The following is a 14985-nucleotide window of genomic DNA, read 5'->3' as shown; positions in this document are numbered from 1 at the left end:
GCTCGCCATCCTCTTCGAGGACCGGTTCACGCTCGCCTGATCACAACCGGCCCGTACACGGAATTCCTGACAGTCCCATGAAAGCGTCATCCGCCTTCCGCATCCTCTGTCTCGTCGTCGTCCTTGCGCAGACACAGCACAGCGACCGTCGTCAAGGAGGCCTCTCCCATGATGACGAGATGAGGGCGGGCGGTTTGTTCTGTTCCCTTTTGAGCAACGCGGTCGAGGGTATGATTGGCGAGACAACAATCAAGACTTCCCTGCGGACGCAACCCGGCACGCTCTTGGCCTAACGCAAGCAGAGTCAGGACGACATCCAGCCCTGGCGTGCGCCCAATCGGCTCTACTGACATCTCGATGGGCGTCGAGAACACGAGGGTGCCGCCGGGCCGAAGGAGACGCCCGAGCCGGACCAAGAGTTCGCTCGCCACGGCAGCCCCTCTCTCCAGAATTTTTCCTCCAGTTATGACAATGGCGTCCCACGCTTCGCCCGTAACCGTAGGACGGAGATCGCACCCGGCGAGCCGCTCCGGGTCGTGAAAACGGTTCTTGCATGCCACGAAGAGGCTTTCTGGCATCTCCGGGCCGGTTTCGGAGAGCGGAAAGGGCATCACGTCCACTTGCCCCACCCGATCGGCCAGGAACATGGGCAACCCATCCGGCCCCGACGTCATCACAGCAATGCGTGCGTCCAATGTCAACGCACCCAGGCTGTCAAGCGCATATAGGATCTGCACCCGCTCCCAGACACCGAGGCTGCGCTTGAAGTAATTGTAGGTCGAGACGATGTAGCCAAGGCCTTCCCGCGTCAGCCGCTCGGCCCAGAGGCGCCAGTGCTGGTCCTCCCAATCCTCGGCGGCGGCGATCTTGCTCAGCGACACCCGCCCGGCACCGAATGCGTGAAGCGCCGCGAAACGTGGATCAATCGACGATCGCAACCGGGCTGAGGGGCGGCGACGCCCAACCTCGTGTCGCAGGGTCTCGACCTTTTCCGGGGGCAACCCGAACTCCGCCGCCACCCCCGGCCAACTCAGCAGCGCCAGCAGCGGTTCGGTAAAGCAACGAGGGTCGACTGCACTGAGATCCTCAGACGCAGCGACCACCGCCAAGTCAGCGCGCAGCATGGTCAGCTCCCATGGATCGACCGCAAAACCGCGCCCCAACGCCGTTTCCAGATGAAGCGCCATGGCACCGCCGGAGCGGAGCGGAGCCACGGGCTGGTCGTCGGAGCGTACCGATCCGTAGCAGACACGAGTGGTGAAGGGAGTCCAGGTGAACATCAATTCCGTACGCGCCACCGTTCCGAAGTAAGTGTTGATGGCGTTCAGGCACACGAACTTGCGCTGCATGGCCGCACCGCCATCACGCCGCGCCATGGCTACCAGCCGGTTGAAAGCCCCTTTGACGCGGCCAAGGCGGTCGCGGATCGCCGGGTTGAGATCGCGGACATGCCGGATTTCCCCTTCCGGTGCCACCTCGTGATCAACCGAGAAGTCGAAGATCAAAATTCGCGCCGACCGGTGCAGTCTGTCAAGCGGCACCGCCTCAGCGACATCCGACAGGACGCCATCTTCAGTAAGCGAATCAAGCACCAGGAAGGTCCCCCGACCTCCCATATCCCGCCAAAGGGCGGCAAGTTGACGAAGCATGGCATGGGACCCTCCGACAAAACCAACGAAGCCATCATGGGGAATGGTCGACAAGTGGTCAGCGGCGTAGGGCAAAACATGTTCCGGAGAATAGGTCAGGGAGAGATAAGCGCTGCGGTCGTTGCGGGCTTCGGCATAGGGTTGGTCCAGGGATTTCGATATCGCGTCGAGCGCGGTGACAAAACGGTCGGCCGGCAGGTCGATCCCTCGATACTCCTCGACCGGATCGCTAGGCAGACCCCAGGTTTCCGCTTGCTCCGGCAGGTCGGGACGGACGACCGCATTGATAAACACATGCGGATCGTTCTGGATGGCGGCTGCGCTGAGCGCCGCCGTCGGTTTGCGGGTGTGATCGCAGTGGTAACCGAACACGTCGTCCAGCAAGCTTCCCGTTTCCGGGTACAAGTGACGCAGGCGCCGGCACAAGTTCATGTCGACGTTCCAGCCGACCAGCATGCCTTCATGGAAGCCGTTGATGGTGAACAGATCCTTGCGCAGCACAAGCTGGCAGTCACCAATGCCGTCGAACCGGGCGAAGGCGTCGGTGTGCACAACCTCGTTCAGGTGCAGGTGCGTCCCCCAACGCCTGACCATCTCAATGATGCGGTGTGGATCCCGGCGATCCAAGGACTCCCAGAGCGTCTCCGGCAGTTCAAAGCGGGGCAGATGATAGAATCCATCCGGCTTCTCGGCGGCGATGGCGGATAGCGAGCGTCCAGGATCGCGGGCGACGAAGATCATGTCCGTGTTGGTGGACATGATCCAGCGGTTAGCCGGGTTGGAACGCCGCAGCGCCGTGTTGCGCGACACCGCCTCCACCACCTCCAGATGGGTACGGGCGCGAAACCGTTCATGCACGGTGGGGCGGATGCGGAACACCCGCAGAAGCCGGCGACAGCGCTCCGTCAAGGTGTCGCGAATGGCCTCGACCAGAGTCGGAAAACCGTCGGACGTGTTGTAGTCGGCAAATAGGATCTCGTCGTCCGGATCGGACAGCATCTCGGCCAAGCAATTGAGGCTGATCGCTGCCCGCTTGTGGAAATTGTAGCCGTGATGGTCGTTCCGGCCGTAGACGATGATGGAGATCATGTGCGCGGTCGCCTCACAGGCCAGCCAAGGCATCGGCCAGACGTTGCCAACCGCCGTCCGTTGTCTCGGCCTCCTTGCGTAGGACAAGGATGCCGACGGTGTGCAGGACGCCTCCGCTGTCGACCACCGTATGGGGACGCCGCATTTCGGCCGTGCCGTCCCGCGCCGTGCGATCCAATGTGTTGTCGCTGATCGACCAGTCGAAGGCCCCGGCACAGCGCCATCCCGTGTAGCGCTCCACAAGGTCCCGAATCGCCTCCACCTCGTCTGGCGTCAGACAGGGGCGATGCCGCCCGCCGTCCAGGACGACCTCGACCGAAGCAGCGGCGGCCCCTCCGATCCTCACATGCCAATCCAGCGCCGCGAGCCTTCCAGCCACCCTCTCCGGCCCATCCCGGAACAGGACATTCTGCGTGCAGAAGACCGCATCCCACTCCCGCCCCGTCAGCGTCGCCGCACCGCAGCCGTCATGGAAACTGATCTTGCTACGGGCGAAGAAGCGCGGCTTGCTCAGCCAGCCCTCGTCCGCCCGCTCGACCCCACCGGGAACCACATCGACATGCCGGGCGAACAGGCTCAGATACGCGTAAAGACCATCCACGTCCGGGGTCAAGACCGCCACGCGGGCACTGGAGTGCAAGACCCCCAGACGCTCCATGGCCCAGAGTGCCTGCACACGCTCCCACACACCGCGGCTCCGCTTGAAATGGTGGTTCGTCGACACGGAATACCGCAACACGGTGTTCCCACCGACATAATCATCCGCGAGGGAAAACCAGTCGGATTTCTCCCAATCCTCGATTCCACACAGCTTGCTGAGGGGATGCGCTTCCGTGCCGGCCTCCGGTCGGGGCACCGTCACGCGTGGCCGCAGCCGTGCGGCGAGCCGATGTTCTTCGATCCATGAAAGCGCAGCGGCGATGCGCGCCGGCGCTAAACCGATGCGACCCGGCAGGAGAGGCCATCGCAGCAACGCCGCCAACGGCTCGCTGAACCGCCACGGCTCGACCGCTTCGGGGTGTTCCTGTCCGCAGACATACCGGGCATCATCCAACAACATCCGGACTTCCCAGAACTCGACCGACCGTCCACGCTTCAGTTCAGCCGCCAGATAGGTCTGCAGGTCGGTCCAATCGGGGTGCGCCATGACGGACCGCCATTCCGGACGCAGGTATCCATGACGCAGGCGGGTCGTAAAGGGCGGCCAAGTCAGATTGATGTGGGCGGCAAAGCTGTATTCGAAGATGTTGTTCACCGCATTGATCGCAAAAAACTTTTTCGCGCCGGCGCGAACCAGCCGGTCGGGACGGCGCATGCGGCGGACGATGCTGCGGAAAGCCGCGTGCACGGCACCCAGCCGGGCCAGTCCGTCCTCGCCAACCGACAACAGGCGCTGCTGGCCGATAATACGCTGGCGCTCCTCCTCAGAGGCGATGCCTTCCAGCATATGAGCCACCGTCCGCGTGTCGAAAGGCGGAATATTGTCGAGGCCGAACTCGAAGAAAAGAGCGGATGCCCGATCCGCAATGTCGTCGGCGGGTGCCGTAGCGACACTACCGCCGGCCGGGCCGGCATTCTCCGCGTCTGCCAGCAGCCAAGTTTCCATGAACGGCTCGATCAGGATACGGCCTGTAAAGCCCAGGGCTTCGGCACAGCACCGGAACAGCATGAAAGTGCGCGCGCATCCACCGAAATAGCCGATATCGGCGTTGAGCGGGAGCGTCGTCAGATGGTCAGCGATATAGGGGAGCGCATGCTCCGGCGTATAGGTCAGATCGTTGTACCGCTCAGGCAGATAGTCAGCCTCATAACGGTCGACAGTCATCGGCTCCAAGGTCCGCTCCAACGCCGTCGCGCATCGCGCGACGTGGGAACCTGTCAGCCGGATCTCCTCAACCGGCGCGTCCGGCAGCCCCCAATCATCAGCCTGCATGGGAATGTACGGCGTTTCGACACCGAAGACATAAAGGTTGGGGTCGTTCTCGATCTTGGTGCTTTGGTTCGCCAGCGTCGCTTGACGGGAGTGATCGCAATGGTAGCCGAGCACCTTGTCTTCGACCGATCCGATCGCACCACGCAGGAGCAGCATGCGCTTGCAAAGATTGGAATCGACGTGCCAACCACGAATCATGCCTTCGTGAAAGCCGTGGATCGCGGCGATGTCGTCCCGCATCATCAATTGGAAGTCGCCCGGCCCGTCGAAGCGAATCAGGCTGTTGCCATAGACAATTTCATTCAGGTGGAAATGTCGGCCCCAGCGGCGAAATTGCTCAATGATCCCCTGGGAATCGGAACGGTTCACCGATTCCCAGAGCGCCTGTGGGACGTCGAAACGGGGCAGCCCATAGAATCCGTCTGGCAGACCGGCGACAATACGGGACAACGAGTCCCCTCGCTGACGCGGCACGAACACCATGTCGGTGTTCGTCGACAGTATCCATCGGTTGGCGGCATTGGCCCTGCGGATTGCTGCGTTACGGGACACCGATTCCAGCGCCACCAGATGTGTGCGGGTGCGGAAGGATTCATGCACTTCGGGGCGGATACGCAGGATCCGGAGTCGGTGCCGACAACGCTCGGTCAGGGTGTCGGCGATGGCTTCGGGAAAGGTTGGAAGGTCGTTCGGCGTATTGTAATCGACGAAGATCAATTCATCGTCCGGATCGTCCAGCACTTCGGCTATGCAATTGAAGCTGACGGCTGCACGTTTGTGAAGGTTGTAACCATGCGAATCATTCCGTCCGTACAGCACAACCGACAGCATGAAGGGTCTCCAGCACTCAGCCAATTTGAAAATGTGGCATACCTGAATGAGCCTCTCCAGGGCAACAATTTGCGATATTGACCGCAACAGGAGATGCGGACGACACCCTATGGGAAGGGGACAAGACCGGCTTGGCGCGTATGACTTTAGGCTTTATTAACCAGGCCCCTTCGATCATCCCTCTATATTCTTGAAGTAGGATTTTTCCCCCGCCATGAACACCACACGCCCTCACAGGATCGTCGTCACCGGAGGGGCCGGCTTCGTGGGGTCCAACCTCGCTCTTCTGTTCAAGCGCGACCGCCCCGAAGCCGAGGTCGTCGCCTTCGACAACCTGCGCCGGCGCGGCTCGGAACTGGCCTTGGAGCGTCTGCGCGCGGGCGGCGTGCGCTTCGCCCACGGCGACGTGCGCAACCCGGAGGATCTGGAGGAACTCGGAGCCTTCGACCTGCTGCTGGAATGCTCCGCCGAACCGTCGGTGCACGCCGGCTATGACGGCAGCCCGGCCTATGTCATCAACACCAACCTCGTCGGCACGGTGAACTGCCTGGAGGCGGCGCGGCGCCACGGCGCCGACATAGTGTTCCTGTCCACCAGCCGCGTCTACCCGATCGACCCGTTGCGCCGGCTGCCGCTGGAGCGGGGTGCCACCCGGCTGGTACTGCCGGACCAAGCCAGCGGGCCGGGCTGGTCGGCGGCCGGAATCTCCACAGCCTTCCCGATGCCGGGCAGCCGGTCCATCTACGGCGCCACCAAGCTGGCATCGGAACTGATGATCGAGGAATACGGCGCCATGTACGGCCTGCGCGCCGTCATCAACCGGTGCGGCGTGCTGACCGGCCCCTGGCAGATGGGCAAGGTCGACCAGGGCGTCGTCGTGCTGTGGGCGGCCCGGTACCTGTATGGTGGCACCCTGTCCTACAGCGGCTTCGGCGGCGAAGGGCTCCAAGTGCGCGACATGCTGCACGTCGCCGACCTGTATGATCTGCTGACGGTGCAGGTGGCCGGCATGGACCGGTTCAAGGGCCGCGTCTTCAACGTGGGTGGCGGGCCGGAGGTGAGCGTCTCGCTGGCCGAGCTGACCGCACTCTGCGCGGAGCGGGCGGGCCGGAGCATCCCCATCGCCGCCAGTCCGGAAACCCGCGCCGCCGACATTCCCTGGTACGTGACCGACAACGCAGACGTCACGCAGGCGACCGGCTGGCGTCCGCAACACCTCCCCGGTGCCATCATGGACGAACTGTTCGGCTGGCTGGACGCCAACCGGCGCATCCTGGAACCTATTCTGTTATAGACGACGCTCGGTGGTCACACCGCCCCATTCTTCCGAGGAGACCTCCTTCATGTCCGTCGTCATCGTCACTGGGTCCGCCGGTTTGATCGGCGCCGAAGCCGTCGGCTTCTTCGCGGAGAAAGGGTTCGACGTCGTCGGTGTGGACAACGACATGCGCCGCTACTTCTTCGGTGACGAGGCAAGCACGGCCTGGAGCCGGGAGCGGCTGGAGAAGCGGCACCCGTCCTACAGCCATGTCACCGCGGACATCCGCGACCAGGACGCCATCGACGCGCTGTTCGCGCGCTACGGCGCCTCCATCGCGCTGGTGATCCACACGGCGGCCCAGCCCTCGCACGACTGGGCGGCGCGGGAGCCCTTCACCGACTTCTCAGTCAACGCCAACGGCACGCTGAACCTGCTGGAGGCCGCACGGCGCCATTGCCCGGACGCGCCTTTCATCTTCACCTCGACCAACAAGGTCTACGGCGACACGCCAAACGCCCTGCCGCTGGTGGAGCTGGAGAGCCGCTGGGAGCTGGACCCGTCCCACCCCTGGGCCGCCCACGGCATCCCGGAGGCGATGAGCATCGACCAGACCAAGCACAGCCTGTTCGGCGCCTCCAAGGTGGCCGCGGACGTGATGGTGCAGGAGTACGGGCGCTATTTCGGCATGAAGACCGCCTGCTTCCGCGGCGGCTGCCTGACCGGGCCGGGCCATTCCGGCGCCCAGCTCCACGGCTTCCTGGCCTATCTGGTGAAATGCGCAGTCACCGGCACGCCCTACCGGGTGTTCGGCTACAAGGGCAAGCAGGTGCGCGACAACATCCATTCCTTCGACTTGGTGAACGCCTTCTGGCATGTCTTCCAGGCGCCGCGCAGCGCGGAGGTCTACAACATCGGCGGCGGGCGCCATTCCAACTGCTCGATGGCGGAGGCCATCGCCAAGGCCGAGCAGTTGACCGGCCGCCCGATGGCCTGGAGCTACGACGAGACCAACCGGATCGGCGATCACATCTGGTGGATCAGCGACATCCGGCGTTTCCAGGAGCATTATCCGGGCTGGTCGCTGACCCGCGACATCGACGGCATCCTGGCCGAGATGCACGCCGAAATGACCGACCGGTTCGCCCGCCAGTGACGGTTGGCCTGAGAATGACGATCCGCGGGGAGCGGTGGAAGGAAGCGCGATGAAGGTCCTGTTCAGCAATCCGCCTTGGTGGATCAAGCGGTTCGAGTTCGCGGGCCACGACGCCCCGGCCTCCGCCTGGTTCAGCGGCGTGCGCGCCGGTTCGCGGTGGCCGCACACCAACCAGGCCCACTCCTCGCCCGGCAATTTCGTGTTCGGGGAGTATCTGCCCTATCCCTTTTTCATGGGCTACGCCGCGACCTACGCCGCCAAGGCCACCGGGGCGAAGGTCGTCTTCCGCGACTCCATCGCGCTGCGCGAATCCTACGACAGCTATTTCCAGCATCTGCGGGACGAGCGGTACGAGTACATCTTCATCGAGACGGCAACGCCCTGCTGGGACCACGACCAGACCATCGTGCGGCGCGTCAAGGAGATCCTGCCCGACACCAAGATCGTGCTGACCGGCGCCATGTCCGCCAAGGGCGAGGCGGTGATGGAGCAGTTCCCCATCCACGCCGTCATCCAGGGCGAGTACGAGAAGGGCAGCGTGCGCGTGCTGAACGGCGCCACCGGCGTGCTTCCCCACGAGCTGCTGACGGTGGCGGAGATGAACGCCGCCCCCTACCCCTACTTCGACGAGACCATCGCCCACCGCTATTGGGACGTGAACCCCGCCGGGCAGAAGGCGCCGCAGCTCCAGGTCTGGGCCAGCCGCGGCTGCCCCTACAAGTGCATCTTCTGCGTCTGGCCGGCGACCATGACCGGCAACGACCCGGACGGCACCGGCAAGCGCTCGGTCCGCTTCTACGAGCCGGACTATGTGGAGGGGATGCTGCGCGATCTGGTCGGACGCTACGGCTACCGGTCCATCTATTTCGACGACGATACCTTCAACCTCGGCGACAAGCACGTCCTGGGGATCTGCGAGGTGATGACCCGCATCGGCCTGCCCTGGTCGGCCATGTGCCGCGCCGACACCATCAAGCTGGAAACGTGGCAGGCCATGCGCGACAGCGGCTGCTTCGGCGTCAAGCTGGGCTTCGAGAGCGGCAACCAGTGGGTCAACGACAACATCGTCAACAAGCGCCTGAACCTGGAGACCGCGCGCGCCGCGGTGCATGAGATCAAGCGGTTGGGCATGACGGTGCACGGCACCTTCACCTACGGCCTGCCGGGCGAAACGCGCGAGCAAATGCAGGACACCAAGGCCTACATCGCCAGCCTGCCGCTCGACACCTTCCAGGAGACGGGCTGCGGCGAGATCGAAGGCACGCCCATGTCCACCCTGAGGGAGAAGGGCCATCTCGACCGCTACGCCGGGGCGGCGCTCGACGAGCAGTATCTCTACGTGCCGGACGGCGGCGAGAAGATGCGCCGTTTGTCCGAAGGCGACCTCGCCATCGGGGCCGACAAGGCCAAGAGCAGCTCCGACTACCTGATCCGCCAGTGGCGCGCGCTGGGTGCCGCGGTGATCGAAGCGGCGGCGGACGGCCCGGTGGCCCTGTGGGGCATCGGCACCGACTTCTTCGAAACGTTGGGGCAGGTGCCGGCGCTGAAGCCGCTCATCACGGAGGGCCGCGTGCGGCTGTTCGACGGCAAGCTGGCCGGGCAGTCGCTGGACGGCGCCCCGGTGGAGGCCCCCGCCGCCCTGCCCGGCTTCACCGGGCCGGTCTTCCTCACGCCGCGCATCGTCTCCTCCCGCACGGCGATGCGGCAGGACGCGGCCCGGCTGGGAGTTCCCGCCGCCGCCCTGCACGACCTCTACGACGACGCGCCCGTTCCAGCGGAATGAGGAACGGGGGAGAGGTGGTCAGGCCAGGAACCGGGCCAGCCTCTCCCAGCCGCCGCCCGGGGCATCGACCCGCTTGCGGGCGAACCAGACGGCGGTGACGTGCAGGGCCTCGCCGGTGCGGGCGGCGAAGTTCGGGTTTGCCGAGCCCGGCGCGCCGGTGGTCACGAACCGGTCGAGCGTGGCGTCGCTGAGCGACAGGTCCACCGGCCCCGGCAGGTCCAGTCCGATGCCCGCCAGGGTATCCCCAAGGGCCGTGGCCTGACGCGGGGTGAGCCCCGGCACGCCCGGACGCCCGTTCAGCCGGACCTCCGCCGAGAAGGCCAGCACCCCGCCCGGCGCCAGACGCCGGTCGATCCAGGCCAGCAGCTCCGCCGCCTTCCCCTCCGCCACCAGGCGCGGCAGCGTGTTCTGCGGCAGGACGACGGCATCCCACGGCGCGTCGGCGAACAGATCCCGCCCCGGCATCCCGTGATGGATCGCGATGCGGTCGCGGTGGAAGCGGCGCGGCTTGGCGAGCCAGGGGTCACGGTCGCCGCGCGCCACCCGCTCGGCGTGGGCCGCCGCTCCCGGCCCGACATTGACCACCCCGACGGCCCGCGCCAGTTCGGTCAGCATGAGGTAGAAGCCGTCCACCTCGGCGCTCAGCACCAGGGCGCGGGACGGACGTTCCAGCACCCCCAGCCGGTCGAGGCCGTAGAGGAACTGGGCGCGTTCCCAGGTGCCGCGGCTGCGCTTGAAGAAATTGTCGATGTTGTTGCGGGCGTCCTCGTCGCGGCGGCGCTCCGCGTCGGCATCGTCGATGTAGGGGGCCTGGAAAGTGGAGACGTTGGTCCGCACCCGCACCGCCCAGGGCCGCCAGGACGGGTCGTCCCAATCCTCCGCCGCGGCGAGCTTGCTGAGCGCCGGGGGGCCGGAGGGCCGTTCCTGCACCGGCAGGAGTATCTCCGGGCGCAGCCGGGCGGCGTTGCGGTGGCGCGCCGCCGCGGCCTTCAGGGCGGTCACGCGGTCCGGCGCCACCCGCTCCACGCTGATCAGGCCGGGCCAGTCGAGGGCGGCGACCAGCGGCCCGCTCCAGCGGCGCGGGTCGGCGCCCTCCAGATCCTCGGTCGCCAGCAGGGCTTCCAGGTCGCGGCGCATCAGATGCACCTCGCGCGGGGCCGGCGGGACCGGGCGGGCGAGACGGGCGGCCAGGAAATCCTCCAGCGTCGTCACGGCGGGGGATTCCGCCCGCGGCTCCGGCTCCAGCAGGCCGCGGACGACGGCGGCCAGCCGCGCGGCGATGCCCTGGAGGGAGAAACGTTCCATCGCCACCCAGTGGGCGGCCTCGGCCACCTCCCGGCGGAAGGCGTCGTCGCCGATCAGCTGGGCGAGCGCCGCGGAATAGCCCTCCATCCCCTCGGCCAGCAGGCCGGACACGCCGTTCTCCAGGCAGTGCGTCACCTCGCCCACCGGCGTGGCGCAGACCGCCACCTTGGCCAGCAGGAACTCGAACATCTTGGTCGGGCTCTTGGCGACATTGAACTCGTTGGCCGAGTAGGGCAGCACGCCGATGTCCATCTCCCGCAGCACGGCGGGGATCTCGGTCGGCGGGATGAACTCGTGCAGTTCGAGGTTGGGCAGGTCCGGAAACCGCTCCCTCAGGCGCCGCTTCAACTCCTCCCAGGCCCGCCCGAAGCCGATGATGTGGAAACAGGCGCGGTCGCGCACGGCGCGGGGGACCAGCGCGAAGGCGTCCACCGCGAACAGCACGTCCTTCATGGGAATATCGCCCCAGAAGTCGCCGGAATAGAGGATGTTCACCCGGTCCCCGAAGCGGCGGCGCGGCGCGTCCCGCCCGTCGGCGGTGAACAGGTCCTGGTCGGCCACCGTGTGGATCAGGTGCGTGTTCGAATTCAGCGGCGCCAACAGCGTTTCCAGCCGGTGGCTGGCCGCGACGCAGGCCCCGGCCCGGTTGGCCACCGTGTGGAAGAGCTGGTCGGGGCGCAGGCTGGGGAACCAGGGCTCCAGCCGGCGGAAGGGCTGCATGTCCAGTTCGTAGTCGTCGTAGTCGAGCACGATCCGGTTGCCGCCCCGCTCCGCCGCCAGGGCTGCCGCCAGCGTGTGGTAGCCGACTTTCTGGACATAGAGGACCGCCCGCGGGTTGGTCGCCAGCACCCGGTGTGCCTCCAGGTTCAGGCGGATCTTCTCCTCTTCGGGGATGGTGGACAGGGCGCCGGCCTGATCGGTGGCGCCCAGATGGTCGAAAAAGGACAGCACCTCCGCCCGCAGCCCCTGCTGGCGCAGCGCCTTGGCGAAGTTGTAGCAGCGCACCCGCGCGGAGGGCTGCCGGAAGCCATCCTGGGCTAGAAAAACGACATCCGCCGCCGCATAGCGGGCGAGGGCATCCGCGTCGAAGGTCGGCGGCAGGGTCATGAAGGGCTCGGCGTGGGAGGCGGGAGGGGCACCGCTATCTACCGCCGCTCCGCGAGCCCCGGCAAGCCTTCCCGCATGGGCTGTGACCAGTGTCCCGGCTGTGGCCATTCTGGGACCAATGTCACACGCCCAATCGATAGTGGTATGCCAGCTTTGGAGAGCGAGGGAGCATTCCGCAACCCTCGGGACGGGCGGTTTCCCGCCCGCAGGCTCCAGGGTCCCGCATGTCCACGCCCCCGCAACGGACCATCGACATCCCGATCGTCGTGAACGCCTGGGGCGTGTCCGCCGGCCAAGCGCCGCATTTCCGGCTGCTGGTCGACGGCGTGATGATCGGCGAGGCGTGGGTCGCCGCCACCTCCAGCACGCCCTACCGCTTCACCGCCGCGCTCGACCCCGATCAGGCCCATCGGATTTCGATCTGGTACGACAACGACGGGGTGGTGAACGGGGTGGACCGCAACCTGTTCGTCGGCTCCATCACCGTCGACGGGCAGGAGGTCCAATCCACCGACGCGCGCGCCACCTACGACAAGGGCGCGGTGGACGGCAAGGACGTGGTCGCCGGCCAAGTCGGGCTCTATTGGGGCGGCCTGCTGTCCTTCGGGCTGGGAGAGGAGATGTTCGGCGGCCCGCTGGTCCGTCCCCCGCCCAAGCCGGAGGAGGTCATCACCCGGCCCGTCCCCATCACCGTCGAGGCGGCGCGCGGCATGTCCGCCACGGGGCCGGTGCGCTTCAAGGTCCTGGTGGACGGCAATCTGGTCGGGGAGGCGGAGGCTGCGTCCGGCACCGCCGAACGCTTCACCTTCGGCGTGACTGTCGACCCGTCCGTTGCCCACACGGTGCGGATCCTGCCCGTGGGAGAGCTGACGCTTGGCGCCGTGGCGGTGAACGGCAAGACCCTGGCCACCCCCGCGCCCTCCAACGACGGCTCCGTCACCCTGGCGGTCGCCGCCCCAGTCTTCCAGGGCAGCGCGTCGGGCGCGCCGGCGACGCAGGGCGATGCCTTCTACGTGGCGAAGAACGGCAACGACAGCTGGTCCGGGCGGCTGGCCGCGCCGAACGCCGACGGCACCGACGGCCCCTTCGCCAGTCTGGAGCGGGCGCAGGCGGCCATGCGCGCCGGCACCGTCAAGACGACCTACGTGCGCGAGGGCTCCTACAATCTGACGGGCACGCTCAGCCTCGGCGCGCCGGACAGCGGCGTCCGCATCCTGGGCTATCCGGGCGAGCAGGCGGTCCTCAGCGGCGGCGAGCGGGTCACCGGCTTCACCTATGAGGGCAACGGCGTCTGGTCGGCGCCCCTGTCCGCGGCGCCGGGGCTGGACGTCACCGTCGACGGCGTGCGCTACCGGCTGGCCTCCAAGGGCGCCTACGACCCGCAGGATCCGACCACCGGCTGGTTCGTCGCCGACGCGAGCGCCTATGGCGCCAGCAAGAACGCGCTGCGCTATCGCGCGGGCGATGTCACCGCCGCCGATCTGGTGCCCGGCAGCCGGGTCCAGGTCTTCGACACCGAGCGGCTCCAAGACGCGATCCTGACCGTCGCCGGCGTTGACACGGTGACGCGTACCCTGACCTTCACCGCCGACGCGCCCTTCACCATGCGCGACGGCTCGACCTTCAAGCTGCTGGGCAACAGCGCCCACGTCGATCAGGTCGGGGAGTTCGCCTACCGCGCCTCGGACGGGCGGCTGGTCATCAAGGCGGGGGAGGACTTCACCGGGACCGGGGCGGAGGTTGCCCGGCTCGGCACGCTGCTGCGGCTGAACGGCGCCAATGGAGTGACGGTCCAAGGGCTGACCTTCACCAACACGACGACGGACGGCAACGCGCTCGACGTTCTCAACGGCGACGTCAACACCATCGCCGGCAACAGCTTCGTGAACGTCGGCACCGGCATCCGGCTGACCCAGGGATCGGACCGCAATCTGGTCAGCGGCAACTATCTGGACCATCTGGGCATCAACGGCATCGCGCTGACCGGCCAGTCGATCGGCAACACGGTCACCGGCAACCGCATCCAACACATCGGCGAGGTGCGCAAATACGCCGGCGGCATCATGGCGTCGGGGATCAGCGACACGGTGATCTCCCACAACGACATCGACCACAGCTCGCGCTACGGCATCTCGGTCAAGAACTGGGACACCGCGACCATCAGCCTGAACAACGCCATCCTCCACAACCGCGTCCGCAACACGGGACTGGAGACGGCGGATTCCGGCGGCATCGAGTTGCTCGGGCGGTCGAACCTGAACACCGGCACGCGGATCGAAGGCAACCGGGTCGAGCACACCGGCGGCATCGCCACCACAAGCACCGGCCAGTGGCTGCGCGACTACAAGGGCTACGGGATCTATCTGGACGACCTGACCAGCGGCGTGACCGTCCGGGACAACTTCCTGCGCGACACCGCCTGGGCCGCCGTCATGATCCATGGCGGCCACGACAACACCGTCACCAACAACATCGGCGTGCTGGGCGCCAATGGCGAGAGCTTCATCCGCATCGAGTGGGTGCCCTTGGCGGGCGCGGCGGGCATCCCGGCAAACAACACGGTCACCGGCAACCTCGTGTCGGGGGCGGTGCCGCTCGGCGGCTACGTGACGATCCTGTCGGCGGGGCAGAACGCCATCGACGCCAACTTCCTGCATCAGGTGGGCGCCTATGGGGCGAACGACCGGACCGGCGACCCGCTGTTCGCCGACGCCTACAACCACGATTACAGCCTGCTGCCACTGTCCCCGGCCCTGACTGACGGCCTCCAGGATCTCGCCTGGACACTGATGGGCATCGTTTCCGGCAACGGCTCGGTGCCCCCGCAGGACGGCGGCGGGACCACCCCCTGTCTCTTATACACATCTCCGAGCC

General features: G+C 66.5%; 7 protein-coding genes. 4 read left to right on the top strand and 3 right to left on the bottom strand.

Annotated elements, in window-relative coordinates:
• Window positions 1-86: 86 nt before the first annotated feature.
• Window positions 87-2738, bottom strand: a complete 2652-nt coding sequence (locus Q4I23_RS22805; protein ID WP_498527729.1) for a hypothetical protein — start codon at window positions 2736-2738, stop codon at window positions 87-89.
• A gap of 13 nt (window positions 2739-2751) precedes the next feature.
• Window positions 2752-5502, bottom strand: a complete 2751-nt coding sequence (locus Q4I23_RS22800) for a hypothetical protein (RefSeq protein ID WP_498527728.1) — start codon at window positions 5500-5502, stop codon at window positions 2752-2754.
• A 214-nt stretch (window positions 5503-5716) separates the two neighbouring features.
• Here Q4I23_RS22800 and Q4I23_RS22795 point away from each other — a divergent pair, with 214 nt between their 5' ends.
• From Q4I23_RS22795 to Q4I23_RS22785, 3 genes are read left to right on the top strand one after another with little or no spacing between them, the layout of a single operon-like run.
• Window positions 5717-6796, top strand: a complete 1080-nt coding sequence (locus tag Q4I23_RS22795) for an NAD-dependent epimerase/dehydratase family protein (protein WP_498527727.1) — start codon at window positions 5717-5719, stop codon at window positions 6794-6796.
• Window positions 6797-6845: 49 nt separating this feature from the next.
• A complete protein-coding gene (locus Q4I23_RS22790) occupies window positions 6846-7916 on the top strand; it encodes an NAD-dependent epimerase/dehydratase family protein (protein ID WP_237908270.1) in 1071 nt (356 codons plus the stop codon).
• Window positions 7917-7965: 49 nt separating this feature from the next.
• Entirely contained in the window at window positions 7966-9699 is a 1734-nt protein-coding gene (locus tag Q4I23_RS22785; protein WP_498527726.1) for a B12-binding domain-containing radical SAM protein, read from the top strand.
• An 18-nt stretch (window positions 9700-9717) separates the two neighbouring features.
• Here the strand turns inward: Q4I23_RS22785 and Q4I23_RS22780 are convergent, their stop codons facing one another.
• A complete protein-coding gene (locus Q4I23_RS22780; protein WP_498527725.1) occupies window positions 9718-12111 on the bottom strand; it encodes a glycosyltransferase in 2394 nt (797 codons plus the stop codon).
• Between the two features lie 224 nt (window positions 12112-12335).
• On the opposite strand from Q4I23_RS22780, the gene Q4I23_RS22775 reads away from it, so the two are divergent.
• The coding region (locus tag Q4I23_RS22775; protein ID WP_498527724.1) for a carbohydrate-binding domain-containing protein at window positions 12336-14985 on the top strand (2650 nt) is incomplete at its 3' end.

Source organism: Azospirillum sp. UFLA03-27 (assembly GCF_059803775.1).
This window is presented reverse-complemented; position numbering and strand designations above follow the sequence as displayed.

Coding starts and splice junctions, on each gene's coding strand:
- Q4I23_RS22790 (WP_237908270.1), top strand. CDS start 6,846: ATGTCCGTCGTCATCGTCACTGGGTCCGCCGGTTTGATCGGCGCCGAA.
- Q4I23_RS22785 (WP_498527726.1), top strand. CDS start 7,966: ATGAAGGTCCTGTTCAGCAATCCGCCTTGGTGGATCAAGCGGTTCGAG.
- Q4I23_RS22780 (WP_498527725.1), bottom strand. CDS start 12,111: ATGACCCTGCCGCCGACCTTCGACGCGGATGCCCTCGCCCGCTATGCG.
- Q4I23_RS22805 (WP_498527729.1), bottom strand. CDS start 2,738: ATGATCTCCATCATCGTCTACGGCCGGAACGACCATCACGGCTACAAT.
- Q4I23_RS22800 (WP_498527728.1), bottom strand. CDS start 5,502: ATGCTGTCGGTTGTGCTGTACGGACGGAATGATTCGCATGGTTACAAC.
- Q4I23_RS22795 (WP_498527727.1), top strand. CDS start 5,717: ATGAACACCACACGCCCTCACAGGATCGTCGTCACCGGAGGGGCCGGC.